This window comes from Rhizobium sp. R693 (genome assembly GCF_002211315.1).
Lineage (GTDB): Bacteria > Pseudomonadota > Alphaproteobacteria > Rhizobiales > Rhizobiaceae > Rhizobium.
Window position 1 is genome coordinate 216,569 of record NZ_LOKY01000023.1, and the last position, 26,775, is coordinate 243,343.

At 59.1% G+C, this 26,775-nt stretch carries 23 protein-coding genes; 12 read left to right on the forward strand and 11 right to left on the reverse strand.

The annotated features are described in order from the left end of the window. Nucleotides 1-95: 95 nt before the first annotated feature. Both ATY79_RS18725 and ATY79_RS18730 read right to left on the reverse strand, forming a co-directional pair. Nucleotides 96-1,289, reverse strand: a complete 1,194-nt coding sequence (locus tag ATY79_RS18725) for an MFS transporter (RefSeq protein ID WP_088693078.1) — start codon at nucleotides 1,287-1,289, stop codon at nucleotides 96-98. A 59-nt stretch (nucleotides 1,290-1,348) separates the two neighbouring features. Next, nucleotides 1,349-2,131, reverse strand: coding sequence for a DeoR/GlpR family DNA-binding transcription regulator (locus ATY79_RS18730; RefSeq protein WP_088693079.1), 783 nt, complete (start codon nucleotides 2,129-2,131; stop codon nucleotides 1,349-1,351). A 238-nt stretch (nucleotides 2,132-2,369) separates the two neighbouring features. On the opposite strand from ATY79_RS18730, the gene ATY79_RS18735 reads away from it, so the two are divergent. From ATY79_RS18735 to ATY79_RS18745, 3 genes are all read left to right on the forward strand, one after another. After that, nucleotides 2,370-3,143 carry an amino acid ABC transporter substrate-binding protein gene (locus ATY79_RS18735; protein WP_088693080.1) on the forward strand — a complete coding sequence of 258 codons (774 nt, stop codon included), beginning with the start codon at nucleotides 2,370-2,372 and terminating at the stop codon, nucleotides 3,141-3,143. Between the two features lie 104 nt (nucleotides 3,144-3,247). Beyond that, the gene (locus ATY79_RS18740; protein ID WP_088693081.1) at nucleotides 3,248-3,928 is read left to right on the forward strand and encodes an amino acid ABC transporter permease; all 681 of its coding nucleotides are present in this window, start codon (nucleotides 3,248-3,250) and stop codon (nucleotides 3,926-3,928) included. Then, nucleotides 3,925-4,686: an amino acid ABC transporter ATP-binding protein gene (locus ATY79_RS18745; protein ID WP_088693082.1), complete on the forward strand. Its 762-nt coding sequence runs from the start codon at nucleotides 3,925-3,927 to the stop codon at nucleotides 4,684-4,686. The genes ATY79_RS18740 and ATY79_RS18745 overlap by 4 nt, the downstream gene beginning before the upstream one ends. A gap of 21 nt (nucleotides 4,687-4,707) precedes the next feature. Here ATY79_RS18745 and ATY79_RS18750 read toward each other — a convergent pair whose 3' ends face one another. The 3 genes from ATY79_RS18750 to ATY79_RS18760 all read right to left on the reverse strand — a co-directional run bounded on the left by ATY79_RS18750 (nucleotide 4,708) and on the right by ATY79_RS18760 (nucleotide 9,667). Beyond that, nucleotides 4,708-5,268 (reverse strand): NAD(P)H-dependent oxidoreductase, encoded by a 561-nt coding sequence (locus ATY79_RS18750; protein WP_088704566.1) that lies wholly within the window; start codon nucleotides 5,266-5,268, stop codon nucleotides 4,708-4,710. Nucleotides 5,269-5,338: 70 nt separating this feature from the next. After that, nucleotides 5,339-8,803 (reverse strand): pyruvate carboxylase, encoded by a 3,465-nt coding sequence (gene pyc / locus ATY79_RS18755; protein ID WP_088704567.1) that lies wholly within the window; start codon nucleotides 8,801-8,803, stop codon nucleotides 5,339-5,341. 123 nt (nucleotides 8,804-8,926) lie between these two features. Beyond that, entirely contained in the window at nucleotides 8,927-9,667 is a 741-nt protein-coding gene (locus ATY79_RS18760; RefSeq protein ID WP_088693245.1) for a LuxR family transcriptional regulator, read from the reverse strand. 318 nt (nucleotides 9,668-9,985) lie between these two features. On the opposite strand from ATY79_RS18760, the gene ATY79_RS18765 reads away from it, so the two are divergent. The 3 genes from ATY79_RS18765 (at nucleotide 9,986) to ATY79_RS18775 (ending at nucleotide 14,313) form a co-directional block, all read left to right on the forward strand. Next, a complete protein-coding gene (locus tag ATY79_RS18765; protein WP_088693085.1) occupies nucleotides 9,986-11,749 on the forward strand; it encodes a glucan ABC transporter ATP-binding protein/ permease in 1,764 nt (587 codons plus the stop codon). Between the two features lie 113 nt (nucleotides 11,750-11,862). Then, on the forward strand, nucleotides 11,863-12,216 hold the full coding sequence (locus ATY79_RS18770) for a VOC family protein (protein WP_088693086.1): 354 nt from the start codon (nucleotides 11,863-11,865) through the stop codon (nucleotides 12,214-12,216). A gap of 210 nt (nucleotides 12,217-12,426) precedes the next feature. Continuing rightward, nucleotides 12,427-14,313 (forward strand): MFS transporter, encoded by a 1,887-nt coding sequence (locus tag ATY79_RS18775; protein ID WP_088693087.1) that lies wholly within the window; start codon nucleotides 12,427-12,429, stop codon nucleotides 14,311-14,313. Nucleotides 14,314-14,378: 65 nt separating this feature from the next. Here ATY79_RS18775 and ATY79_RS18780 read toward each other — a convergent pair whose 3' ends face one another. Further along, complete coding sequence (locus tag ATY79_RS18780; RefSeq protein ID WP_088693088.1) at nucleotides 14,379-15,140, reverse strand: phosphatase PAP2 family protein; 762 nt, start codon at nucleotides 15,138-15,140, stop codon at nucleotides 14,379-14,381. Nucleotides 15,141-15,257: 117 nt separating this feature from the next. Beyond that, on the reverse strand, nucleotides 15,258-16,370 hold the full coding sequence (gene leuB / locus ATY79_RS18785) for a 3-isopropylmalate dehydrogenase (protein WP_088693089.1): 1,113 nt from the start codon (nucleotides 16,368-16,370) through the stop codon (nucleotides 15,258-15,260). A 172-nt stretch (nucleotides 16,371-16,542) separates the two neighbouring features. On the opposite strand from leuB, the gene ATY79_RS18790 reads away from it, so the two are divergent. After that, nucleotides 16,543-17,475: a pyridoxal-phosphate dependent enzyme gene (locus ATY79_RS18790; protein ID WP_088704568.1), complete on the forward strand. Its 933-nt coding sequence runs from the start codon at nucleotides 16,543-16,545 to the stop codon at nucleotides 17,473-17,475. Between the two features lie 61 nt (nucleotides 17,476-17,536). Here the strand turns inward: ATY79_RS18790 and leuD are convergent, their stop codons facing one another. The 3 genes from leuD to ATY79_RS18805 all read right to left on the reverse strand — a co-directional run bounded on the left by leuD (nucleotide 17,537) and on the right by ATY79_RS18805 (nucleotide 19,067). Further along, nucleotides 17,537-18,145: a 3-isopropylmalate dehydratase small subunit gene (leuD, locus tag ATY79_RS18795; RefSeq protein ID WP_018855928.1), complete on the reverse strand. Its 609-nt coding sequence runs from the start codon at nucleotides 18,143-18,145 to the stop codon at nucleotides 17,537-17,539. A 138-nt stretch (nucleotides 18,146-18,283) separates the two neighbouring features. Then, nucleotides 18,284-18,712, reverse strand: coding sequence for a VOC family protein (locus ATY79_RS18800; RefSeq protein WP_088693091.1), 429 nt, complete (start codon nucleotides 18,710-18,712; stop codon nucleotides 18,284-18,286). Nucleotides 18,713-18,824: 112 nt separating this feature from the next. Beyond that, the gene (locus ATY79_RS18805; protein WP_016556764.1) at nucleotides 18,825-19,067 is read right to left on the reverse strand and encodes a hypothetical protein; all 243 of its coding nucleotides are present in this window, start codon (nucleotides 19,065-19,067) and stop codon (nucleotides 18,825-18,827) included. Between the two features lie 112 nt (nucleotides 19,068-19,179). On the opposite strand from ATY79_RS18805, the gene ATY79_RS18810 reads away from it, so the two are divergent. After that, the gene (locus ATY79_RS18810; RefSeq protein ID WP_088704639.1) at nucleotides 19,180-20,088 is read left to right on the forward strand and encodes a CoA ester lyase; all 909 of its coding nucleotides are present in this window, start codon (nucleotides 19,180-19,182) and stop codon (nucleotides 20,086-20,088) included. A gap of 13 nt (nucleotides 20,089-20,101) precedes the next feature. Beyond that, nucleotides 20,102-20,308 carry a DUF1737 domain-containing protein gene (locus tag ATY79_RS18815; RefSeq protein WP_088693092.1) on the forward strand — a complete coding sequence of 69 codons (207 nt, stop codon included), beginning with the start codon at nucleotides 20,102-20,104 and terminating at the stop codon, nucleotides 20,306-20,308. A gap of 8 nt (nucleotides 20,309-20,316) precedes the next feature. Here the strand turns inward: ATY79_RS18815 and ATY79_RS18820 are convergent, their stop codons facing one another. Beyond that, on the reverse strand, nucleotides 20,317-20,754 hold the full coding sequence (locus ATY79_RS18820; protein WP_088693093.1) for a metallopeptidase family protein: 438 nt from the start codon (nucleotides 20,752-20,754) through the stop codon (nucleotides 20,317-20,319). 161 nt (nucleotides 20,755-20,915) lie between these two features. Here ATY79_RS18820 and ATY79_RS31590 point away from each other — a divergent pair, with 161 nt between their 5' ends. Genes ATY79_RS31590 through ATY79_RS18830 form a run of 3 tightly spaced genes read left to right on the forward strand, consistent with a single transcriptional unit; the run spans nucleotide 20,916 to nucleotide 26,753 of the window. Beyond that, on the forward strand, nucleotides 20,916-21,863 hold the full coding sequence (locus ATY79_RS31590; RefSeq protein ID WP_245306843.1) for a hypothetical protein: 948 nt from the start codon (nucleotides 20,916-20,918) through the stop codon (nucleotides 21,861-21,863). 10 nt (nucleotides 21,864-21,873) lie between these two features. Next, a complete protein-coding gene (locus ATY79_RS18825) occupies nucleotides 21,874-23,319 on the forward strand; it encodes a DNA polymerase Y family protein (RefSeq protein ID WP_280950893.1) in 1,446 nt (481 codons plus the stop codon). Further along, the gene (locus tag ATY79_RS18830) at nucleotides 23,319-26,753 is read left to right on the forward strand and encodes an error-prone DNA polymerase (RefSeq protein WP_088693095.1); all 3,435 of its coding nucleotides are present in this window, start codon (nucleotides 23,319-23,321) and stop codon (nucleotides 26,751-26,753) included. The genes ATY79_RS18825 and ATY79_RS18830 overlap by 1 nt, the downstream gene beginning before the upstream one ends. The last annotated feature ends 22 nt before the right edge of the window (nucleotides 26,754-26,775 follow it).

Consider the following 26,775-nt stretch of genomic DNA (forward strand, 5'->3'; position numbering starts at 1 on the left):
ATAGAGTTCTTGAACCCCTGAATTTCGTGTCTTTCAGGTGGATCATGCCTGCTTTGTTGTCAACCGCCCGCGCATCACTTTTGCTTGGAGCCGTTTCAGTGGCCGCCGCCCGATATGCCGTCGGCATAGCGTGCAAGGTTCGAGAACAGCAGCACGACCACCAGCAAGACCGGCAAAGCCATAAAGACAACGCTGAAGCCGATATGCTCCGCCACGAAGCCGATCGCCGATGGCGCTACCAGCATGCCGGAATAGCCCATCGTGGTGACAACCGAGAGACCAATGCCGGCACGGAGACCGGGAATGTTGCCGGCAGCGGAGAAAGCAATCGGAACCATGTTCGAGATCCCGATGCCGCAAAGTGCAAAGCCTAAGATCGCAATTTCCGCATTGGGCGCGAAGGCGGCCAGCAGCATGCCTGATATTGCAAACAGCGTGCAGATCCGAAGCGTCATCACGCCGCCAAGCCGATCACGAACAAGATCGCCGCCAAAGCGCATGACTGCCATCGTCAATGAAAATGCCGCAAAACCGAAACCGGAAAGTGCCACCGACGCCCCCAGTTCCTGGCGCAAGTAGAGCGCGCCCCAATCCAGCACAGCACCCTCGGGAACCATGGAAAACAGCGCCATCAAGCCAATCAGCCACGGCAGCGGAACCAATGGCAGCCGGAGCTTTTCCTTCTTCTCGTCCGGATGGGGAGGGTCGGCAAGGATCATCCTCCAGGCGATGCCCAGAACAATCGCTGCAAGCGCAGTCGCAATCTGCGCATGCCAGAGCACGCCGACCTTGGCGATCAGCAGGCCACCGAGACCGGCACCGATCAGACCGCCCAAACTCCAGAAGGCATGGCATGAAGACATGATCGACCGCCGCATCGATTGCTCGACCGCAACCGCGTTCGCATTCATGGCAACGTCCATGGCGCCCATAAAGCCGCCAAACAGGAAGATCGAAACCGCCCCCGTCACAACGTTGGGCGCAAGCGTCAGCGCGAGAAGCGCCGGCATAAGGCAAACCGCAGCGATCTGCGCGACAAGCTTCGAGCCATAGCGCGCAATTTGCGATCCGGCGATTGGCATGAGGGTAAGCGAACCGACGCCAAGAACCAGGATCATCAGACCCAACTGAAACTTGCTCAGTTGCAAGCGCTCCGCGAATTCGGGAATTTTCGGCGCCCAGCAGCCGACTATGAAGCCATTGATGAGGAACAGCAGCGAAACCGCAATCCTGTTCTTCGTTATGAAGCCGCTTCTGACCATCGGCGCTGTGTTAACGCGGTTGTCCATTTCTCTTCCCACAATGTCTCAACGCCGGCACTCGCGCACGACGCGTTCATGAATGATACTTACGTCGATCCGCCAGCCACGATCGTCCTGCAGCCGCTGTCGCGATAGCGAGCCAGCATGACCGGGTCTGCATCACGCTCGACCACCAGACATCCGCATTGCGCCACCGGAAGCACGCTATGAGGCGCGGCCGTGCCGAATTTGTCGGACGTCGCGGCGACAAGGACCTTCCTGCTTCGCGATGCCGCAAAACGCTTGAATTCGGCATCTTCGAAGCCGAAGGTTGTTACGCCGGCCGTCAGATCGATGCCGCAAGCACCGAGGATGCAGAGATCGGGTGACAGGGATTCCATGTCGCGCAGAGCCTTCGCACCGAGCGCGCCGCCGACCTGCCGGTCAATCAGGCCGCCAATCAGGATCACGTTGACGGCAGGCCTCTCGATCAGGGCGCCGGCGATCGCTGGAGCGTTTGTTGCAGCCGTCAGTGACAAATCCATTGGCAGGGCCATCGCAATTGCAAGATTGGTGCTGCCCGCATCAAAAAAGACCACTGAACCGGGAACGATCTCCGAGACCGCGGCCACGGCAAGCGCCTGCTTGCGATCCCGCGCGATACCCGTACGATGATTGAGGCTTCCGCCAGCGGGGGAGAGCGGCAACGCGCCGCCATAGACGCGCTCGCATAGGCCTGCAGCCGCCATCTCACGCAGATCTCTGCGCACCGTGTCTTCGGATACACCAAATTCAACTGCAAGGTCTGCAGCAAGCACCCGACCATCGCTCCGCAGCTTCCGCAGGATTACGCTCTGGCGCTCCTGCAGAAGGAGTTCGTTCGTGTTCATGCCGATTTGAGCCCGATTGATACAGAATTGATATAAACATGCATAAACCGATGCAAACGTGCAAGCAAGTGCACACCCCCCTGTCGGTCTTCACAAACTGAAACATGCCGCGCCAAATCCGTGATAAATGAGAAAAATATTCGCAGATGCCGATTTTCTTTGCAGTTTTCTACGCTTCGCATCGCCGGCTTTTCTGCGACTTTCTGAGCATCGAACACCCCGTGAATTGGATAAAAAAATGAACATTCTGAAGACCATCGCCGCAGCAGCACTGATCCAGGCCGCCGCGCTTCTTCCCGCTGTTGCCGGCGAGAACCTCGCCGCCATCAAGTCATCAGGTGTCTTCAAGATCGGCACCGAGGGAACCTATGCGCCGTTCACCTTTCATGACGACAGCGGCAAGCTGGTAGGCTTCGACGTGGAGATCGGCGAAGCGGTTGCCGCCAAGCTTGGCGTCAAGCCGGAATTTGTCGAAGGCAAATGGGACGGCCTGATCGCCGGTCTCGATGCGAAGCGCTACGACACGGTCATCAACCAGGTCGGCATCACCGACGCGCGCAAGCAGAAGTATGATTTCTCCGAGCCCTACATCGCTTCAAAGGCTGTACTCATCATTCGCGATGGTGACGACAGCATCAGGGGCTTTGCAGACCTCAAGGGCAAGAAGTCGGCGCAGTCGCTGACCAGCAACTTCGGCAAGCTTGCTGAACAGTCCGGCGCCGAACTCGTCGGCACCGACGGCTTCGACCAGTCGATCCAGCTTGTGCTGACCAAGCGCGCGGACGCAACGATCAATGACAGCCTCTCCTTCCTCGACTTCAAGAAGCACAAGCCGGACGCTCCGGTGAAGATCGTCGCCCAGCAGGAAAATGCCGACTATTCCGGCATCATCATCCGCAAGGGCGAGCCGGAACTGCTGGAAGCGATCAACAAGGCGCTGGCCGACATCAAGGCTGACGGCACCTATAAGAAGATTTCCGACAAGTACTTCGGCCAGGACGTTTCGAAGTAAGTCGCCACCACAGGCGGCTTGCTGCCGCCGCTACATCCTTTATATGTGCGTGAAAAGCGTCCAGCGAAGCCTCGCTGGACGCATCTTTCTTTGAGGGTTTCACCTTGCAGCACTGGCTTCAACTGATGGCGGAGTCGCTTGGTCCGCTCCTCTGGGCCGGCCTGATCTTCACGATCCCGCTGACGCTCCTGTCATTCACATTCGGCCTCATTCTTGGATTGATTACGGCAATCGCACGGCTCTTCGCACCAGCGCCAGCTGCCGCGATCGCGCGCTTCTACGTCTGGGTTATCAGAGGCACGCCGCTTCTGGTGCAGCTCTTCGTGATCTTCTACGGGCTGCCGAGCATCGGCATCCTGCTCGATGCCTTTCCGGCAGCGCTGATCGGCTTCACCCTCAACATCGGTGCCTACAGCTCCGAAATCATCCGCGCCGTCATCTCATCCGTACCGAAGGGGCAGTGGGAAGCGGCCTACTCGATCGGCATGAGCTGGCGTCAGGCAATGAGCCGCACGATCCTGCCGCAGGCGGGGCGTGTCGCGGTGCCACCACTCTCCAACACGTTTATTTCGCTGGTGAAGGACACGTCGCTTGCCGCCGCCATTACGGTGCCGGAGCTGTTCCAGGCAGCGCAGCGCATCGTTGCAACGACTTACGAGCCACTCATCCTCTACATCGAGGCCGCATTGATATACCTTGCCCTGAGCTCCGTTCTGTCAGCGCTACAAGTCCGCCTCGAGCGTCGCTTCGCGCGCTATGGCGGCATGCTGGAGGCAAACGCATGATCGAGCTTTCCCACATCGAAAAGCGCTTTGGCGACGCCGTCATCCTGAAAGATATCAGCATCCGTATTCCGGAAGGCAGCGTTACGGCACTCGTTGGTCCGTCCGGTGGCGGCAAAAGCACGCTGCTGCGTTGCATCAACCTGCTGGAGATTCCGACAGCAGGCATGATCCGCCTCGGCGAAGAAAAGCTGAACTTTGCGCCGGGCCAGAAGACCGGCTGGCAGGCAATCCAGAAGATCCGCCGACAAACCGGCATGGTATTCCAGAATTTCCAGCTCTTTCCGCATCAGACCGCTATCGAGAATGTGATGGAAGGCCTTGTCACCGTCCTGAGGTGGCCGAAGGAGAAGGCGAGAGAACGGGCGATAGAATTGCTGACGAAAGTCGGCATGGCCCACAAGGCCGACGCCTGGCCGTCGACACTCTCGGGTGGCCAGCAGCAGCGTGTCGCGATCGCCCGCGCGCTCGCCCCGTCTCCGCGTGTTCTTCTCTGCGATGAACCGACATCGGCGCTCGATCCCGAACTTTCGGCCGAAGTCGTCGATGTTCTCGGTCGCCTCGCCAGCGAGGGGACGACCATGGTGATGGCGACGCATGACCTGCGTCTTGCCTCCAAGATCGCCAACGACGTCGTCTTCCTCGAGGCCGGCAGCGTGGTCGAAACGGGAAGTGCAAGGAACATCTTCACGGCGCCGGAGCGCGAGCGCACCAAGCGCTTCATCTCGACGATCAACGCCGCCCATACCTACGACATTTAGGCAAGGGCGGCGGGTGGAGCGTTAGATCGCGCGCGCCGCCTTCAGTGCCTTGCCCCACCAAACAAGCTGATCGAGCTGGTTCTTGGCGGCCTCGATGAGATGCGCGTAGTCGTTCAGGCTCCTTCCATCCTTGGCGACCGAGAGATATTCCGGGAAGGAAATATGGACGCCGGTCTTTACAGAGACGGCGCTCATTTCGACGAAGATCAGCCGCAATTGCTCGACCGCGCGTGCGCCGCCGACGCCGCCGTAGCCGACGAAAGCGACTGGCTTATGGATGAAATCGCCAAGGTCGATCGCATTCTTGAGGACCGCGGTCGGGGCATGGTTGTACTCGGCGGCCGTGAAGATGTAGCCGTCGAATTCGCGCAGCTTCTTCTTCCAGCGCTCCGCCGTTTCGTTCTGGGCGTCAGTCGCGTTTGCCTGTCCGAGGAAGGACATCGGGTAGTCCAGGAGATCGAGGACTTCGACCTCGAGTTCCGGACGGCTTGCGGCAATCTCGGCGATCCACTTGGCCGGATGATCCGCAAAGCGTCCGATACGCGTGCTCCCGACGATGACGGCAATCTTGAGCTTGCTCATATCAATCCCTTTCGTAAAAAAAATGACGGGGCGGCCCAAAGGCCGCCCCGTCGTGTCGTTCCAGTCTCCATCAGCCGGTATAACTGACCAACAGGTCCTTGGCGTCGATCTGATCGCCGGCCTTGACGAGCACTTCGGCGATCGCACCATCCTTCTCGGCATGGATTGCCGTTTCCATCTTCATGGCCTCGATGGAAACAAGCACGTCACCGGCGTTGACCGCCTGACCCGGCGAAACGAAGACGCGGGAAATGACGCCCGGCATCGGCGCACCGACATGCGCAGCATTGCCCGGCTCTGCCTTGCGGCGGGCGGCGGCACCGGTCGCGCCATGCGCACGATCCGGAACCTTGATGCGACGCGGCTGTCCATTGAGCTCGAAGAACACCGTGACCATACCTTGACTGTCCGTGCCGCTCATCGCCTGGTTGACGACGACGAGCGTCTTGCCCTTCTCGATGTCGGCAAACAGTTCTTCACCGTCGCCTAGGCCATAGAAATAGGCCGGCGTCGGCAGAACGGAGACCGGGCCGTAGGTGTCGGAAGCCAGCGCAAAGTCGGTGAAGACCTTCGGATACATGAGATAGGATGCGAATTCGAAGTCGCTGACAACGCGCTCCAGCTTGGTCTCGATAACCTTGCGCTCGGCATCGAGATCGGCGTCGACAAGCAGCGACCCCGGGCGGACCGTATAAGGCGCATCACCCTTCAGTGCCTTCTTCTGCAGCGCTTCCGGCCAGCCGGACGGCGGCTGTCCGAGGTCCCCCTTCAGCATCGAGACAACCGATTCCGGGAAGGAGACTTCCTTGTCGGCGCTGACGACATCGGCAACCGTCAGGTCTTGGCTGACCATCATCAGCGCCATATCGCCGACAACCTTGGAGGATGGCGTCACCTTGACGATATCGCCGAACATTTGGTTGGCGTCGGCATAGGCCTGCGCCACCGCGTGCCAGCGAGTCTCGAGACCCAGTGAACGGGCCTGTTCCTTGAGGTTGGTGAACTGGCCACCCGGCATTTCGTGCAGATAGACTTCCGACGCCGGTCCCTTGAGGTCGCTTTCGAAGGCCGCATACTGATGGCGCACCGCTTCCCAATAGAAGGAAATGCGGCGGATCCACTCCGGATCGAGGCCAGGATCGCGTTCGGACCCGCGCAGCGCCTCGACAATCGAGCCGAGGCAGGGCTGCGAGGTATTGCCGGAAAGCGCATCCATTGCCGCATCGACGGCGTCGACACCAGCATCAACGGCAGCAAGAACCGTTGCCGCTGCAATGCCCGACGTATCATGCGTGTGGAAGTGGATCGGCAGGCTGGTCGCGTCGCGCAACGCCTTGAACAGGACCTTTGCGGCAGCCGGCTTCAGGAGACCTGCCATATCCTTGAGCGCGATGATATGCGCGCCGGCCTTTTCCAGTTCAACGGCGAGGTCGGTGTAGTACTTGAGATCATACTTCGGGCGCGCGGAGTTCAGGATATCGCCGGTATAGCAGATCGCTGCTTCACAGAGCTTGTTCTCTTCAGCCACCGCATCCATCGAGACACGCATGTTCTCGACCCAGTTCAGGCAGTCGAAGACGCGGAAGAGATCGATGCCGCCGGCTGCCGCCTGCCGGACGAAGTATTTGACGACGTTATCAGGGTAGTTCTTGTAACCGACGCCGTTTGCCCCGCGCAGCAGCATCTGCAAAAGCAGGTTGGGCGCAGCTTCGCGCACAAGCGACAGACGCTCCCACGGATCTTCCGTCAGGAAGCGCATCGAGACGTCGAAGGTCGCACCACCCCAGCATTCGAGCGACAAGAGGTTCGGCAGGGCGTGCGCATAAGTACCGGCGATCCGGGCGATATCGTAGGTGCGCATGCGCGTCGCAAGCAGCGACTGATGACCGTCGCGCATCGTCGTGTCGGTCATCAGGATGCGCTTTTCGTTGCGCATCCACTCGCCGAACTTCTTAGGGCCAAGCTTGTCGAGAAGCTGCTTGGTACCATCAGGGGTGCCGCTGCCGTTCGTATAAGGGACGATCGGCTCGGCGATGTCAGCTGACGGCTTCGGACGATCCTTGGCTTCCGGATGACCGTTGACGGTGACGTCGGCGAGATAGGTCAGAAGCTTGGTCGCGCGGTCCTGTCGCTTGACTTGCTGGAAGAGCTCCGGCGTCGAGTCGATGAAGCGCGTGGTGTAGCTATTATCTTTGAACTTCGGATGGCCGATGATCGCTTCCAGGAAGGTCAGGTTGGTGGCGACGCCGCGGATGCGGAACTCGCGCAGCGCCCGGTCCATGCGCGAGATCGCTTCAGACGGGCTCGGCGCCCAGGCCGTGACCTTGACCAGCAGCGGATCGTAGTAGCGGGTGATGATGGCGCCGGAATAGGAGGTGCCGCCATCGAGGCGAATGCCGAAGCCGGAGGCCGAGCGGTAAGCGGTGATGCGGCCGTAGTCCGGAATGAAGTTGTGCTCGGGATCCTCCGTCGTGATGCGGCACTGCAGGGCGTGGCCGTTGAGGCGGATGTCCTTCTGCTCGGGCACACCCGAGCCCGGCGTGCCGATCGCAAAGCCATCGAGGATATGGATCTGCGCCTTGACGATGTCGATGCCGGTGACGACTTCGGTGACGGTGTGCTCGACCTGGATGCGCGGATTGACTTCGATGAAGTAGAATTTGCCGGTATCGGCATCCATCAGATATTCGACGGTGCCGGCGCCGATGTAATTGGTAGCACCTGCGATCTTCAGCGAATAGGCCGCCAGTTCCTGGCGCTGCGCCTCCGTCAGATAGGGAGCCGGCGCACGCTCGACGACTTTCTGGTTACGGCGCTGGATCGAGCAGTCGCGCTCGAAGAGGTGAACGACGTTGCCATGCGTATCGCCAAGAATCTGGCTTTCGACGTGGCGGGCGCGCTCAACGAGCTTTTCGAGATAGACCTCGTCCTTGCCGAAGGCTGCCATCGCCTCGCGCTTGGCTTCCGTCACTTCGCGCGCAAGATCGGCTTCCGAGCGGATGACGCGCATGCCGCGACCGCCGCCGCCCCAGGAGGCCTTCAGCATCACGGGGTAGCCGATCGCTGCGGCCATCTTGGCGACCTCAGCCATATCGTCCGGCAGCGGCTCCGTTGCCGGCACGACAGGGACGCCGACGGAGATTGCCAGATTGCGGGCGGCGACCTTGTTGCCGAGCTGGCGCATGGTGTCGGCCGTCGGACCGATAAAGATGATGCCGGCCTTGTTGCAGGCATCGACGAATTCCGGGCTTTCCGACAGCAGGCCGTAGCCGGGATGGATCGCGTCGGCTCCCGAAAGCTTGGCGACGCGGATCACTTCGTCGATAGAGAGATAGCTTTCGATCGGGCCGAGATCGCGAGCAAGATGCGGGCCGCGGCCAACCTGATAGCTCTCGTCGGCCTTAAACCTGTGCAGTGCCAGTTTGTCTTCTTCCGCCCATATCGCGACCGTTTTTATCCCGAGCTCATTGGCCGCGCGAAACACGCGGATGGCAATTTCCGAACGGTTGGCAACAAGTATCTTGGAAATGGGCAATGCTGTCTCCTCACGGCATCGAAACGGGCAATGCTGCACCCGCGAAGAGAAGTCTTAACGCGCTGTCACGGAAAGTTCAATTTCTGGAACCGACCTAAATAGAATTTCTCTAAGACTCGAAAACTAGGTGATGAGACCATGCCGGAAAGCAACCGCAACCGCGTGCTGCCTGTTTTTTGCCTTCAGCTTGTCTTGGAGGCCATTCATGTACCAGTCGACGGTGTGGTTCGAAATCTTCAGACGTTTCCCGATCTCGACGGAGGTCATCCCTTCGGCAAGATACTGAAGGATCTCCATCTCTCGGCGCGTCAAGCGCGTGTCGATGCCGGAAACTTCCTCCAGTGCCGGAGCCTCTCCCTTGAGATCAAGGAGACGCCAGAAAGCCTTTCGAGCGACGGCGCCAAAGAGCGAGATCTCGACGGGAGAAAGATCCACGGGCATTCCCCCCATGCTCATGTTGCCGAGGATACCGTTTCGACCATGGATAGGAAAAATGTAACCGTCCTTCAGACCATGGCTATGGGCGTCAGCCATCATCTGCTCCATGCGCCGGTGATGCGGATCCTTGCGGAAAGCCGTCAGGCTGTCTTTCCAACGAAACGGTCTTTGCGCATATGCGAGATAGCGCACCGTCGGGTCGGTCAGAACGTACTTCTTCGAAAGATAGATTTGTGCCCACTTCTCGGGCCAATGGCCAGCAAACATAAGGCTGACCGGATCTTCAGTCGCTCTGAGGTGCCGCATAAGACCATAATACTGGAAGCCATAGGAGTGGACGACATCCTCGAGCTCCGCGATGACGCCCTCCGCCTTCCGGCACTCCTCTAGAACCACAAGCAATTGAATTAACGAATGAATATTCACCAAGGCGCCCCCACCCCAACTGGGCTTCACATCGAATAGCAGGCCATGCCCCGATGGTGGGACGCCTTTCGATGCAATCAAAACATCAATCTAGAATATGTATTATCGTGTGCCAGTGTAGTCGTTCAACGCAAGCGAAAATTGCGAAATTTCCAAACCGCCCCAAAAAATTTTAGAACCAAGGCATTTACCTGCGCTTCGAGACCCAAAGAATCTTCATTGCGAGAGCTCCCTGAACGCTTCGTTAATCGCCGGTTCAGGTATCTTTCTGTAGCGTCGCAACATCCACTATTTCGCAGATGCACAAGAGGTATCGCTGTGTCGCTATTCAAGGTCTATGCAAGAGCTTTGCGCTATCTTGGCGCTTACAAGCTCCGCGTATCCCTGGTCGTTATCGCGAATATCGTGCTTGCCGCGATCACAATCGCCGAACCCATTTTGTTCGGCCGCATCATCGATGCGATCTCGGGCAAGGGCGACGTGAAACCCATCCTTTTCATGTGGGCCGGTTTTGCTGTCTTCAACACCATAGCATTTGTTCTGGTCGCGCGTGAGGCGGACCGGCTGGCTCATGGCCGCCGCGCCACGCTGCTGACGGAAGCGTTCGGCCGCATCATCTCGATGCCGCTGTCCTGGCATCATCAGCGCGGCACGTCGAATGCGCTGCATACGCTGCTGCGTGCATGCGAGACGCTCTTCGGCCTTTGGCTCGAGTTCATGCGCAACCACCTGGCGACCGCCGTAGCGATCGCGCTTCTGGTGCCGACCGCGATGTCGATGGACCTGCGTCTTTCGGGCGTGCTTGTCGTGCTTGGCGTGGCCTACTGGCTGATCGGCCGTCTCGTCATGAGCCGCACCAAGGATGGCCAGGCGTCGGTCGAGAACCACTACCATACGGTATTTTCGCACGTCAGCGACTCGATCAGCAACGTGTCGGTTCTGCACAGCTACAACCGCATCGAGGCGGAGACCAAGGCGCTGAAGTCCTTTGCCGACCGCCTGCTGCAGGCTCAGTATCCGGTTCTCGACTGGTGGGCGCTGGCCGGCGCAATGAACCGCATGGCATCGACCATCGCCATGATGATCATCCTGGTGATCGGTACGCTGATGGTTCAGTCCGGCGAACTCCGCATCGGTGACGTCATTGCCTTTATCGGCTTTGCGAACCTGCTGATCTCGCGTCTCGACCAGATGCGTCAATTCGCCACGCAGATTTTCGAGGCCCGCTCGAAACTCGAAGATTTCTACTCGCTCGAAGACTCGGTCCGTGAACGCGAAGAGCCAGCCGGCAATGCCGATATCGCCGATGTGAAGGGCGAAGTCGAATTCCGCAACGTATCGTTCCGCTTCGGCAATACCGCACAAGGCCTGCACAACGTGTCGTTCACCGCCAAGGCTGGCCAGACGGTTGCGATCGTTGGCCCGACCGGCTCGGGCAAGACGACGATGATCAACCTGCTGCAACGCGTCTACGATCCGGACAGCGGCCAGATCCTGGTCGATGGCCACGATACCACGAAGATCACCCGCAAGTCGCTTCGCCGCTATATCGCAACCGTCTTCCAGGATGCCGGCCTGCTCAACCGCTCGATCAGCGACAACATTCGCCTCGGCCGGGAAGGCGCTTCGGATGAAGACATGCGTCGCGCAGCCGAGGCTGCTGCCGCAGCCGACTTTATCGAGACACGCGAAGATCAGTACGACACCCATGTCGGCGAGCGCGGCAACAAGCTTTCGGGCGGTGAACGTCAGCGTGTTGCGATCGCCCGCGCCATCCTCAAGGATGCGCCGATCCTGGTGCTGGACGAAGCGACGAGCGCGCTTGACGTCGAAACGGAAAACCGCGTGAAGGCCGCAATCGACAACCTGCGCCAGAACCGCACGACCTTCATTATTGCGCACCGCCTTTCGACGGTTCGTGAGGCAGACAAGGTCCTGTTTTTGGATGGCGGCCGTGTCGTCGAAGAAGGCAGCTTCGAAGAACTCAGCCAGAGCAACGGTCGCTTCGCTGCGTTGCTCCGTGCGAGCGGCATCCTGACGGATGAGGAAGTTCGCAAGGCACACACGACAGAAGCCGCCTGATCGGAAGCAGGCAAATCGATTGATCGAAGCCGGATGGTCCTGCCATCCGGCTTTTTTCTTGCCCACCGGCGATCATTTTCTAAATATCGGAAACGAAACCGCGGGGAGGTCGTATGCAAGTCAGACGAATTGTCGCCAATCTTCAAACTCCCAGCCCGGCCGTCGCAAGCGCATTCTATCGGGATATCCTCGGCCTGGATCTCCTGATGGATCACGGCTGGATCGCAACTTACGGCTCGAGCCAGCAGATGTCAGTTCAGGTCAGCTTCGCAAGCGAAGGCGGCGCTGGAACGCCGGTTCCAAGCCTGTCGATCGAGGTCGATGACGTCGATGAGGCACACGCAGCCATGCGTACTGCCGGTTTCGAAATTTGCTACGGCCCGACCGACGAGCCGTGGGGCGTACGCCGCTTCTATGTTCGCGACCCCTTCGGAACCCTGGTGAATATCCTTTCCCACAAGGCCTGAATGCTCCCTGCATCGCGGCAAGCGCTCGACGGTTCTTGCCTGCGACAATCTGCGCGATGGCGTTAGACTAAAGTCATAATCCCAAAGCCGCTCTCTGTATGAGGGAGCTTTTCTGTCACACTCTCGTCAGGCGAACCGCGACCTCGGGGTATGCTTTGAGGAGAGTATGGTCGCGCGCCGCGTTTCACATCGCTCTGTGGAGGACAGAAAATGGCAAATGTCGCAAGCGTCGACGGCACAAAAGCCGGCCCGATGACGGGCGAAGAGAAGAAGGTTATCTTCGCCTCGTCGCTCGGTACCGTTTTCGAATGGTACGACTTCTATCTTTACGGTTCGCTCGCCACCTATATTGGCGCGACCTATTTCACGCAGTATCCGGAAGCAACACGAAACATCTTCACGCTTTTGGCCTTTGCCGCCGGCTTCCTGGTGCGCCCGTTCGGCGCGCTCGTCTTCGGCCGCCTCGGCGATCTCGTCGGGCGCAAGTATACGTTCCTGGTGACGATCCTCATCATGGGCCTCTCGACGTTCCTCGTCGGCGTTCTTCCCGGTGCAGCGACGATCGGAATCGCAGCACCCATCATCCTGATCGGACTTCGCCTGCTGCAAGGTCTTGCGCTCGGCGGTGAATATGGCGGCGCGGCAACATACGTGGCCGAGCATGCGCCAAATGGGCGCCGTGGCTACTTCACCTCATGGATTCAGACAACGGCAACGCTCGGCCTCTTCCTGTCGCTTCTCGTCATCGTCGGCGTCCAGTTCTTGATGGGCAAGGAAGCCTTTGCGGCATGGGGCTGGCGCATTCCGTTCCTCGTATCCGTCGTGCTCCTCGGCGTTTCCGTCTGGATTCGACTGAAGATGAACGAATCTCCGGCTTTCCAGCGTATGAAGGCCGAAGGCAAGGGGTCTAAGGCACCGCTGACGGAAGCTTTCGGGCAGTGGAAGAATGCCAAGATCGCGCTGATCGCGCTTCTCGGCGCGACGATGGGTCAGGCAGTCGTCTGGTACGGCGGCCAATTCTATGCGTTGTTCTTCCTGCAGAACGTGCTCAAGGTCGACCTGCAGGCGGCAAACATCATGGTCGCCATTGCACTCTTCCTTGGCACGCCCTTCTTCATCGTCTTCGGCGGCCTGTCCGACAGGATCGGCCGCAAACCGATCCTCATGGCCGGCCTCTTGATTGCGGCCGTCACCTACACCCCGCTGTTCAAGGCAATGACCTGGACCGCCAATCCGGCGCTTGCTGAAGCCCAGGCCTCGGTCCGAGCAACCGTGACGGCCGACGCTGCTGACTGCAAATTCCAGTTCAACCCGACAGGAACATCGAAATTCACCAGCTCCTGCGACGTGGCGACGGCCTTCCTGACCAAGAACTCGGTACCTTACGATGTTGTGCCAGGCCCGGCGGGACAGCCTGCGACAGTCAAGATCAACGACGAGACAATCACCAGCTTAGATGCCGTTGCAGCCGGCGACAAGGCAAAGGCAATGACCGGCGCTTTCGAAAAGAGCGTCAATATCGCCCTGCATGATGCCGGTTATCCGCTGAAACGCGGCGCCGTCAAAGTTCCGGATGCAAAGCTGGACGCCTTCATCGCGGCCAACCCGGAACTTGCCCTCAACGCCGATGCGGTACGCGCCGGCGACAAGCAGACGGTCCCTGCTGACAAGCTTGTCGCCGACAAGCTTCTGACGGCCGACGAAGCTAAGAGCGCCACCGACATGGCGGTCTACACCATCGCCAATGGCGGCAGCTTTGCGATGACGGCTGACCCGGCCCGCGTCAATTGGATCGGCACGATCGCCATTCTGTTCGTGCTCGTTCTCTATGTGACAATGGTCTACGGTCCCATCGCCGCCCTGCTGGTCGAACTCTTCCCGACCCGCATCCGCTACACCGGCATGTCGCTGCCTTACCATATCGGCAACGGTTGGTTCGGTGGCCTGCTGCCGGCAACGGCCTTCGCAATGAGTGCCGCTACCGGCGATATCTACTTCGGCCTCTGGTATCCGATCGTCTTCGCGGCGATCACGCTGGTCATCGGCCTGATCTTCCTGCCGGAAACCAAGGACCGCGATATCCACGCGATGGATTGAGACGAGGGAAGGTTGCAAACGCGAACCCGGCGCTCACAAGGCGCCGGGTTTTTCATTTCTGGGACTCAGAGAAGGCGGCTTAGCCGGGGTGTCGGCCAGCCGCCATCGCGATCGATGGAGAAGACCAAGCCGAAGCGCGCGAAGAGGACGGAAGTGGCAAAGGCAAACCAGGCACCCAGCGCAAGGCCAGCCACAACATCGCTTGGATAATGCACGCCGATGATAATGCGCGTGGCGCCGAGCCAGAGCCCTATACCGATGAAACCAAGACGAAAACGCGGGAAGAGAAGCGCGAGCGCCACGAACAGCGCACCAATGTTGGCCGAATGTCCGGAGGGAAAGCTCTGGTGCAGGAAATCCATGTTGAAGGGCGCGAAGCTGAAAATCCCCTCCTGATCATAGAGCAATGGTCGCGCCCGGCCGATCGCGACCTTCAGGAGGTTGGCGGCGATGCTGGTGAATAGCACGCTCAGAGCGACATAGGCCGTCATCTGCCCAAAATAGACCATGCGAAACCGTCTCCGGACCTTCCAAAGTCGACGACGGACAAGATAGCCCGTGGCGAAGATCGTAGAGAGGCCGGCAAGAATCCAGGCGAGTCTGCCGACATCGGTAACATCGCCGGCAATCGAGATCAGTGGCGGCGCCAGATCCTTAGCTGCCAGGCCGAGCGGGCGATCGAAAACGAAGAAGGCGATGGCAATGGCATTGACTGCCGAAAACGCAAATCCCTTCCAGGCAACCCGCCGATGGATCGTGCGCCGCGCCTCGTAGCGCTTTCGCAGATAACTCCAGAAACTTGGCTTACGATCGACCGTCTCGCTCATTCCACTCCGCTCTTTCCTCAATGCAGAAGGGAGATAGGAGCGGTAACAACTGCCTTCAAGCAAAGGCCTCCCGCATCGATCGATGCGAGAGGCCCAAAGCATGTTTCACGTGAAATATCAGGCAGAAAGCGCCTTGAACTCGGCGAGGATCGCGTCGCCCATCTCCGTGGTTCCAACCTTCGTGCAGCCTTCGGCCATGATGTCGCCGGTGCGAATGCCCTTGTCGAGCACATTGGCGATCGCCTTCTCGAGGTTGTCGGCTTCCTTCACGAGGTTGAAGGAATAGCGCAGGCACATGGCGAACGAAGCGATCATCGCGATCGGATTGGCAATGCCCTTGCCGGCGATGTCAGGAGCCGAACCGTGCACCGGCTCGTAGAGTGCCTTGCGCTTGCCGGTCTTGGCGTCCGGGGCGCCGAGCGAAGCGGACGGCAGCATGCCGAGCGAGCCCGTCAGCATGGCTGCAACGTCGGACAGCATGTCGCCAAACAAGTTGTCGGTGACGATGACGTCGAACTGCTTCGGCGCGCGCACCAGCTGCATGCCACCGGCATCCGCTAGCATGTGCTCGAGCTTGACGTCGGAATACTTGTCCTTGTGCGTCGCGGTGACGACCTGGTTCCACAACACGCCCGACTTCATGACGTTGCGCTTTTCCATCGAGCAGACGCGATTCTGGCGCGTGCGCGCCATTTCGAAGGCCACGGCCGAGATGCGTTCGATTTCGTATGTATCGTAGACCTGCGTGTCGATTGCACGTTTCTGGCCATTGCCGAGATCGGTAATGGTCTTCGGCTCGCCGAAATAGACGCCGCCGGTGAGTTCGCGGATGATCAGGATATCGAGGCCTTCGACCAGCTCCGGCTTCAGTGAGGAAGCGGAAGCGAGCGCCGGGTAGCAGATGGCCGGACGCAGGTTGGCGAAGAGCTCCAGATCCTTGCGCAGGCGCAGCAGGCCGGCTTCGGGGCGCACTTCATAGGGAACGTCATCCCACTTCGGGCCACCGACGGCGCCGAAGAGAACCGCATCAGCGGCAAGCGCCTTCTGCATGTCGGCTTCAGAGATCGCGGCACCATGCGCGTCATAGGCGCTGCCGCCGACCAAGCCTTCGTCGGTGACAAAGCCGGCATTCATCGCCTCGTTCATATAGGCAATGATCTTGCGGACCTCACCCATGGCTTCTGGGCCGATGCCGTCGCCCGGCAGCAGGAAAAGATTGCGCGCTGTCATGAAACCCTCCGCGGAAAAACAAGTTGCGGCTTATTAGACCCGCAAAAACGGCATTTCAAGCGAGTGGAAGGCCGATTCGGTACGGTTGCGGAATTACTGTGAGATCGCTCGTTGACCGGTCAACGCAAGCGGGTCCACAAGGAGAGCATCGCCAAGCTCATCGGATACCGCCATGTCATCTGCACCGCTCCACCTCGACACCCCGCTTTTCCGTACCTCCGCCGATTACAGCGCAAGCAACAAGCCGCTTTGGCTGAAGCTCGACGCACTGCAGCCCTCTGGAAGCTTCAAGCTTCGCGGTGTTGGCAGGCTTTGTCAGCACGAGATCGAGAACGGCGCCCGGGAAATCTTCTGCGCCTCCGGTGGTAATGCCGGGATCGCCGCCGCTTATACGGGACGGGCACTCGGCATTCCGGTGACGATCGTCGTACCGGAGACGACGTCGCTGGAAGTGCGCCAATCGATCGAAGCAACCGGCGCCACTGTTCTGGTGCACGGATCGGTCTTTGATGAAGCCAACGCTTTCGCGATCGAGCAGGCGAAAGCCAGCAAGGCGGCCTATGTGCACCCGTTCGACCATCCGCTTCTGTGGGAAGGGCATGGCACATTGATCGACGAGGTTGTCGCCAAAGGTGCCGACTTCGATTGCGTCATCACGAGCGTCGGCGGCGGCGGTTTGCTTGCGGGCATTGTTGCCGGCCTTCAGCGAAACGGCTTGTCTGATGTGCCCGTCATTACCGTCGAAACCGAAGGGGCCGCGTCCCTCCATGCCAGCCTTGCCGCAGGAAAGCGCATCACCTTGCCTGGTATTACCTCCATCGCCAGCTCGCTCGGCGCGCGCCAGGTGGCGCAGCACGTCTTCGACCTGCCAAAGCACCACCCGATCGAGAGCGTGACGGTTACCGACGCACAGGCAGTCACCGCCTGCCTGAAGTTCGCCGATGCCTATCGTATTCTGGTCGAACCCGCCTGCGGGGCTGCCCTGGCGGTGGCCGACGTGCATCCCGATATCCTCGCCCGCTTCAACAATCCGCTGATCGAAGTCTGCGGCGGCATCGGGGTTTCACTGGAGAAGCTCAAGGTCTGGAAAGAACGGCTGTTGTGAGCCGCCAAAGAAAAAGCCGGGCGAAAACCCGGCTTTGACGAAATGCTGTGTTTTGTCAGACTTACGCAGCCCAAGGACGGGATGCCGCGTTCTTGGCTTCGAAGCTGTCGATCGCCTTGCCCTTCTCGAGCGTCAGGCCGATATCGTCGAGGCCGTTCAGCAGGCAGTGGCGCTTGAACTCATCGAGATCGAACTTGATCGAACCGCCGTCCGGTCCAGTGATTTCGAGGTTTTCCAGGTCGACCGTCAGGATCGCGTTGGAGCCGCGCGAAGCGTCGTCCATCAGCTTGTCGAGGTTTTCCTGGCTGACCTTGATCGGCAGAATGCCGTTCTTGAAACAGTTGTTGTAGAAGATGTCGGCGAAGCTGGTCGAGATGACGCAACGGATACCGAAGTCGAGGAGCGCCCACGGCGCATGCTCGCGCGAGGAGCCGCAACCGAAATTGTCGCCGGCAACGAGGATCTTCGCATTCTGATAGGCCGGCTTGTTCAGCACGAAATCCGGGTTCGGCGAGCCATCTTCATTGTAACGAGCCTCGGCGAAAAGACCCTTGCCAAGACCGGTGCGCTTGATCGTCTTCAGGTAGTCCTTCGGGATGATCATGTCGGTATCGATGTTGACAACCGGCAGAGGGGCTGCGACGCCCGTCAGCTTTACGAATTTGTCCATGGCCTGGCTCCAATATCAGCAGACGTAGTTTTGTTGATCAGCGTTTAGTCCAGATTGCCGCCGAAATGAAGGAAAATTTATATCGTAGGTGCGACTGCGCGCGGATTCGACGCGCAGCCGGCTATGGTCGACATGGGATCAGTTTGCATTCGCTGGCGCATTCATCGCCCAGAGAACCCCGAACGGGTCCCGGAGCTGGCCGTATCGATCACCCCAGAACATCAGCTGAACAGGCATGATCACCTCTGCGCCGGCAGCAACCGCACGATCCCACCAGAAATCGATATCGTCGATAACAAGCTGAAGGGTGAAGCCCTGGTGCTTTTCGAACGGGTGACCATGCTCGGGATAGGCATCGCATAGCATCAACGAGCTTCCGTTGATGTAAAGGTGGACATGCATCGTGCGCCCGTTTTCATCCGGAGGGACAACAAACCCCTCCTCGGCGCCAAACGCACGCCCGTAAAATTCCGCGGCCTTTAACGCACCATCGACCGTGACATACGGCAGCAAGCCATTCTTGACCGGCGGCATCTTCATCGTGCCGGTTCCCGTTGCGGTATCCATACTGTCCTCCATCGTTTGATTGGTTCGGGCAGAAGCCCTGGCCTCTCAAAGACGCGGGAAGATCAGTCGAGCCGACAGCAATGTCGAAATTTTTCTGGAGTCGACGCGAAAGTCACAGGTCGATGATCGTACCGCGCCCGTCGTTCCAGATGCGCATGTTTTCGCCGGAATGTGATTTCGCCTTCGCTGTGGCGCGGACCGGGGCCGGCTTCATCTTCAACGAAAGCGCGCGGCCAACCATGAGTACCGTCAGAATACCGCCGACTGCGAGCGTCACGGAAAAGGTGACGAACGCCAGCGCAACGAAGGCGGTGATGCCTGCGAGCAGGAGGAAGACGGAACGGATGCTTTGCATGAGTTTAGACCTTTCTTCGGAAAGGAATGTGGTCCTTCATTTCTTTCTCTGCAAGGTGAGCATGGCTTTTTGTTGTCTTGCCACCCATCACAAAGCTTGGCACACATTTGTGATGACTCGCAATTCTCCGACTCGCTCCTTGAATCTCCGCCGTTCGGTGCTGAGCGTTCCGGCCATCAATGCACGCGCACTGGAAAAGACCTGTGCGCTCGATTGCGACGCCGTGATCTTCGATCTCGAGGACTCCGTGGCACCGGAGCGAAAGGCGGAAGCCCGCGAAAATCTGAAGGCCTTTTTTTCAGGCGCTCCTCTTCTGAACAAGGAGCGCATCATCCGCATCAATGCGCTTGACTCCATATTCGGCAATGCGGACATGGAACTGGTCCTGGCACTGGAGCCGGATGCCGTGCTCCTGCCGAAAGTGGACGAGCCTCAGGATGTGATGTCCATCAGCGACCGGCTCGCCGATGCCGACGCGCCGGAAAGCCTCCGCATCTGGGCGATGATCGAAACGCCCCGCGGCATTCTGAACGCGGCAGCGATTGCCGAAGCCGGGCGCACACCGGGCTCAAGACTCGATTGTTTCGTCGTCGGCCTCAACGACCTGCGCAAGGAAACAGGCGTCCTGCCGCAACCGGGCCGCACCTATCTCGTGCCCTGGCTGATGCAGGTGGTACTTGCCGTGCGCGCCTATGGCCTCGACGCGATCGACAGCGTCTTCAACGATTTCAAGGATGCCGATGCCTTTGATGCCGAATGCGCACATGCCCGTGCCATGGGCTTCGACGGCAAGATGCTGATCCACCCGGCTCAGATCGAAGCCGCCAATCTGCATTTCGGCCCCGATGAGGCGGCAATTGCCGAGGCGGAGGCGATCATCGCCGCCTTTGCCGATCCTGCCGCCGAGGGCCTGAATGTCATCAATGTCAACGGTCGGATGATCGAGCGGCTGCACCTTGTCCAGGCGGAAAGTCTGGTTCATAAAGCCCGCCTGATTGCAGAACGCCAAACGGCGAAGTGAAAGACGACTTTAGATGAAGCTTTATCGCCTTCTGACCGGCCAGGATGATGCCGCTTTCTGTCACCGCGTGACCGACGCCCTCAACAAGGGCTGGTCGCTGAACGGCTCGCCGTCGCTGACCTTCAACACCCAGACCGGCCAAGTGATGTGCGCTCAGGCGATCGTCAAGGAAGTCGAAGGCAAGGACTACCAACCGGACATGAAGCTGTCCGAACAGTAAGCGAAAGCTTAGCGTTCGCCCGCTTCTTCGGCGCTCGCCTCTATCCGTTCCATGTCGTCGTCGCTGAGACCGAAATGGTGGCCGATCTCATGGATGAGGACGTGAGTGATGATATCGCCCAGCGTCTCGTCGTTCTCTGCCCAGTAATCGAGGATCGGCCGCCGGTAGAGGCGGATACGGTTCGGCAATTCGCCGGTTTCCATCGTGAAACGCTCCGAGATGCCTCGGCCCTCAAAGAGGCCGAGAAGATCGAACGGCGTTTCCAGAGCCATGTCCTCGAACACGTCGTCGTCGGGGAAATCCTCGATCTCGATCGTCAGATTGGTGGTCAGTGAGCGGAACTCTTCCGGCAGGTGGCTATACGCCTCCATTGCCAACGACTCGAAAGTGCTGATCGTCGGCGCGTGGCGATCCCGCCAATCCTCGCTCTGGTCTATGCGGGCCATGAATATTCCTTCCTTTGCGGCCCATATAGAACCTTTGCGTACGATTTTCGAGAGCGGAATCAAAGGCAGGAATAAATTCACATCAAATGGCTGTTGACTCTTCCGTCCACCTCTGGAATCCATAAGAACATAACAGGAACATATGAGACTTGGAGAACGTCATGGCACAGTCGGCCGTGACGCGCGAGCGGCTTTTTGCGCTCCGCGAAACCATTGCAAAGCTTGAAGGAAAGCCCGCGCCGGCCTTGGCTGCCGCGGAAAGCGAAGCCTTGGTCGATAAGGGACTCTCCGCGAAGAACGAGAGCGTCCTGCGTCTTCCGCTTGGAATACCCGCGCTTGACGAGGCGATTGATGGCGGTCTACCGCTCGATGGGGTCACCGAGGTTCGCTCCGATCTTTTGCGCGAAGCCGGTGCCGGCAGCGGCTTTGTGCTGGCACTTGCCGCCATGCTGCAGCGCCAAGTGGAAGAGAGCCCCAGTGCATCGCTGCCGATCCTGTGGATCGCGGACATGGTTTCCACGATGGAAGCAGGCGCCCCTTACGCGGTGGGCCTGCGCGATTTCGGTCTGAAGTCGGACCAGTTCTTCTATGCCAGTCCACGCAAGCTTGAGGACGCTCTGTGGCTTGCCGAGGCCGCAGTCGAAAGCGGCGTCTTTCCTGCGACAATTCTGGAGGTTCGCGGCAATCCGAAGCCCTTCGGCCTGACGGAAAGCCGCCGGTTGAGCTTGCGGGCGAAAGCATCGAAACGCCCGCTTTTGCTGTTGCGGCAGGCTGGAGAGGAAGAGGCCAGCAGCGCTTATTTCCGCTTCCTTGCGGCACCCGCGCCGGCACAGGCGCGCCCCTTGCCGGATGGCACGATGCTGGGCGGTAGCATCGGCAATCCGATTTTTCATCTCACCCTGGAGAAGAGCCGCAACCCGGCTCCCCTCTCCTTTCTACTGGAGTGGAACCCTCATGACCGCCGTTTTTTCGCCGTCTCCCAATCAGTCGACCCTCGCCTTCCAGACGAACGCGCAGCGCATTCTGGCACTCCACTTTCCGCATCTTCCAACCGACCGGATCGCAAGAAAGAAATGGGGGCTCTCCTGGCGTTCGCACGGACGTCCTGAGGCCGCACCAATCGTCTGTTCCAGCCGCCTCAACAATACGATGCGGCTGACAGCGCTGGACGAGGCAGCCGAAACCCTCAATCTCCGAAAGCATATGGGCGTCGCCGAAGCCCGCGCCATCTACCCCACGCTTGATGTGATCGAGGACGACCCAGCCGCCAACCGGCGCTTTCTGGAAGCGATCGCCGACTGGTGCGATCGCTATACCCCGCTTGTCGCTCTCGACGGCGTGGATGGCCTGTTTCTCGACATTACCGGCTGCGCCCATCTGTTCGGCGGTGAGACGTCCCTTCTCAAGGATATTCTCGCAAGGCTCTTCCAGATGGGAATTGACGCCCGTGGCGCCATCTCCTCGTCGCCGGGATTGTCTTGGGCCATCAGCCGTTTCGGCCAAGGCGGCATTATCGAACATGGGGAGGCCGAGCAGGCGCTTGCGCCCTTGCCCGTCGCGGCCCTGCGTCTCGAAGAAGAAACCGTAAGCGCCCTGCATAAGATGGGACTCAAATATGTCGGCGATTTACTGAGTGCGCCACGCGCCCCGCTTGCCCGTCGCTTTGGAGGAGCATTGCTCTTGAGGCTCGATCAGGCGCTTGGAACAGATGAGGAGCCAGTCTCTCCACGCCTTCCGGTCGCGAGCCTCTCGGTCGAACGTCGCCTGATTGAGCCGATCGGAGCCGAAGACGATATCCTTGCGCTCACCGATCAGATTGCCGTCTCCCTGAAGCCCTCATTGGAAGCGCGTGGCGTCGGCGGCCGCATCTTCGAACTGGTCCTGTTCCGTGTCGATGGCAAGGTGTTCCGGATTTCTGCCGGGACCGCGCAGCCCTTGCGAGAGCCCAAGCGCATCGCCGCTCTCTTTGCCGAACGCCTGCAGGCAATTCACGACGATTTCGATGCCGGTTACGGATTCGAGATCCTTCGTCTCAACGTGCTCCTGCACGAAGATTTCGTGACGTCACAGGGTGATTTCGAACACCGCCAGCAGAAGGATGCGTCGCTTGCTGCCTTCGTGGATCGGGTTTCCGCCCGCCTTGGGGAGGACTGCTTGCAAACCTTCCAATTGCGGGAGAGCCACATACCCGAAAGAGCCGTCATTGCCCTGCCTGCAATCGATCAGCTATCCTCCCAGAAGACCCGGGAAGGACATCCGCCGCCGGCCAGGAACGAGCGACCCATCCGGCTATTGCGGAAACCGGAGCCGATGGACGCCTTTGCCGTCGAAGTCCCCGATGGCGCACCGGCGAGCTTTCATTGGCGGCGAATGCAGCACCGTGTCCTGAAGAGCGAGGGGCCGGAACGGCTGGCAATGGAATGGTGGCTCGATGGATCGGATGCTGAGGATCGAGACTACTTCCGGATCGAAGACGATCAGGGACGCCGCTTCTGGATCTATCGCCATGGCCATTATGAGCGTGACGCAGCACAGAACTGGTACATGCATGGGGTCATCGCCTGATGTCCGCCTTCTTCGAAATCGGCGCGAAGAGCAATTTCTCGTTTCTGGAGGGTGCCTCCAAGCCTGAGGAAATGATCGTCCAGGCTGCCGTTCTGAAGCTTGGAGGACTTGGCATTGCTGACCGTAATTCGGTTGCGGGTGTCGTTCGGGCGCATGCCCAGTCAAAGGCGATCCAAAAGAAGTTCGAACGAATGAGAGCCGGACTTTTGGAGGAGCACGAAAAGAGTGACGTCATTCTCGATCCGATCCGTTTCCAGCCGGGCGCCCGCCTAGTCTTTTCGGATGGAACCCCTGACATCCTTGCCTACCCCCGAAATCGTCAAGGTTGGGCGTATCTTTGCCGGTTGCTGAGCGCCGGAAACCTGAGAGCCGAGAAGGGAAAATGCATTCTGTCGGAAGCGGATCTAATGGAATGGGGCGACGACATGATGCTTGCGATCATTCCGCACCCTTCCATTGCTGATGATAACAATCACGCCGCGTTCGAAACCTGTCTGGAGCGTTTCAGAAAGCGCTTCCAGAAAAACATCCACATGGCGCTCGCTCCCGCCTATGACGGCCGCGATAAGCGCATGTTTGCAACCGTCTCCATGCTGGCTGACCGCAGCCGTATCCGGCTGATCGCCACCAACCAGCCGCTCTATCACGATACGACCCGCCGCCCTCTCGCCGATATCGTGACATCTATCAGGGAGCATGTTCCCGTTCCCGAGGCTGGCTTTCTCCTGGCTCCGAATGCCGAACGCTATCTCAAGAGTGGCAGCGAAATTCTGCGACTTTTCAGAGACTATCCGCACGCCGTAACAAACACAGGCAAGTTCTTTGGAAGCCTTTCCTTTTCACTCGACGAACTGGAGCACAACTACCCCCCCGAGAATGACGAGGGGGAAACGCCATATGAAACACTGGAACGTCTTACCAGATCAGGTGCCGCAAAGCGCTTCCCCGACGGCGTGCCTGAGAAAGTTCGGAAGAACATTGAGTACGAGTTGAGCCTTGTTCGTCAGAAGCAATATGAACCGTACTTCCTGACGGTCCACAGGATCATCCAGCATGCCCGGCACGAGAAGAAAATCCTCTGCCAGGGTCGCGGCTCTGCGGCAAACTCGGTCATTTGCTATTGCCTCGAGATAACCGAGGTCAATCCGGAGAAGAGCACCCTGCTCTTCGACCGCTTCCTCTCGATGGACCGTGACGAGCCGCCGGATATCGATGTCGATTTCGAACACGAGAGGCGCGAGGAGGTCATCCAGCATATCTACGAAAAATACGGCAAGGAACATGCCGGCTTGACGGCAGGGGTAACGACCTACCGCACCAGGTCCGCCGGGCGCGAAGTCTCGAAGGCCTTCGGTCTTTCCGAGGACGTCCAATCTGCGATCGGCAGCCTGGTCTGGGGCTGGTCGGACGAAAAGCTGTCCGAGCGTGAAGCGAGGGCCGCCGGGCTCGAAACTTCCGATCCCATGACCAGGAACGTGCTGAAATATGCATCCGAGCTTCTCGGTTTTCCCCGGCACCTCACCCAGCATGTCGGCGGCTTCGTCATCACCAGGGACAGGCTGGATGAAGTCGTTCCGATCATGAAGACGGCAATGCCCGGGCGCTACATGGTCGAGTGGGACAAGGATGACCTCGACAATCTGAAGATCCTCAAGGTCGACATCCTGGCGCTCGGAATGCTGACCGCATTGAGGCGGGCATTCGATCTGCTTCTCCTGCACTACGACGTCAAGAAGACGCTCGCCGATCTTGGCAACGCCACGCATGAAGACGAGGAACCGGTCTATGCGATGATGTGCCGGGCCGACACGCTTGGCGTCTTCCAGATCGAGAGCCGGGCGCAGATGAGCATGCTACCGCGTCTGAAGCCGAAGGCGTTCTATGACCTTGTCATCGAGGTTGCCATCGTCAGGCCCGGCCCCATTCAGGGTGACATGGTCCACCCATACCTGAAACGTAGGGAGGAAAAAGCACGTGGCATCCCGACGACATACCCGAGCCCTGAGCTTAAAGAGGTCCTCAAACGAACGCTCGGCGTGCCGCTGTTTCAGGAACAGGCCATGCAGATCGCAATCACAGCCGCGGGTTTTAAGCCGGCTGAAGCGGATCAGCTTAGACGCGCCATGGCGACCTTCAAACGAACAGGCACCATCGGCAATTTCGAAACGCGGTTCATCGAAGGCATGGTCGCGAAGAACTACCCCCGCGATTTTGCCCAGCAATGCTTCAACCAGATCAAAGGTTTTGGCGAATACGGCTTCCCGGAAAGCCACGCCGCCTCTTTCGCCTTGCTCGTCTACGCCTCCTCCTGGGTAAAGGCTTACTATCCCGACGTTTTCTGTGCTGCGATGCTGAATTCGCAGCCAATGGGCTTCTATGCCCCCGCGCAGCTTGTCAGGGATGCCCGGGAGCATGGTGTTGAGATCAGGCCCGTCGACATCAATGAATCGAACTGGGACTGCTTGCTTGAGGAGGCCGAATTCAACAAGCGCGCAGTCGATTTCCGGCATGCCAGCATGCGGGATATCATCAAGACAAAGCGAGCCGTTCGGCTTGGCTTCAGGCAGATAAAGGGCCTTTCGGAAACAAGCATGGAGCAGCTCGTTGCCAATAGAGGCAAGGGCTATTCTTCCATCCGCGATCTCTGGCTGCGTTCAGGCCTGCAGAAAGCGGATATAGAACGGCTCGCTGATGCGGATGCTTTTCATTCCATAAAACTGTCGCGACGGGATGCGCTCTGGGCTGTGCGGGCGCTTGATGCGAAGAGCGCTGCGGAAAAGCTACCTCTGTTCGACCAGGTGAGCCACATCGACCTGCAGGTCGAGCCTGAGACACGGTTACCGGAAATGTTGGCTGGTGAACAAGTCGTTGAGGATTACCGCTACCTTTCGCTCTCCTTGAAGGGCCATCCGGTTTCATTCCTGCGCAAAGAATTCCACAAGGCAGGAGTCGTTCGGAATGTCGATCTTCTCACCGTCCCGAACGGCAGAAGGGTGACGATTGCCGGCCTGGTTTTGGTGCGTCAGCGCCCCGGCTCGGCCAAGGGCGTCATCTTCATGACATTGGAAGACGAGACGGGTGTTGCCAATGCCATTGTCTGGAAGAAGGTATTCGAGAAGTACCGCCCGATCGTCATGGGAGCACGGCTCGTGAAGATATATGGCAAGCTTCAAAGCCAGAGCGGCGTGATCCACACAGTCGTCGATCATATCGAGGATATGACGCCCGCACTTGGCATCCTGCAGAAGGAAGCCCGTCGTTTCGGCGTTAGTGATCGTTCGGATGAAGCGCTCAATCCAACGATGGATCCGCGCCAAGGGAAACTCGCAAATTCACTTGAGAAGGCAGTCATGGAGAAAAGGCTGATTTCAAGCAGCCATGTCGGAGCGATAGAAACAACTCAAGTCATGCCGAAAGGTCGTAATTTTCATTGAGGAGAGATCATCAGGTCGTGAC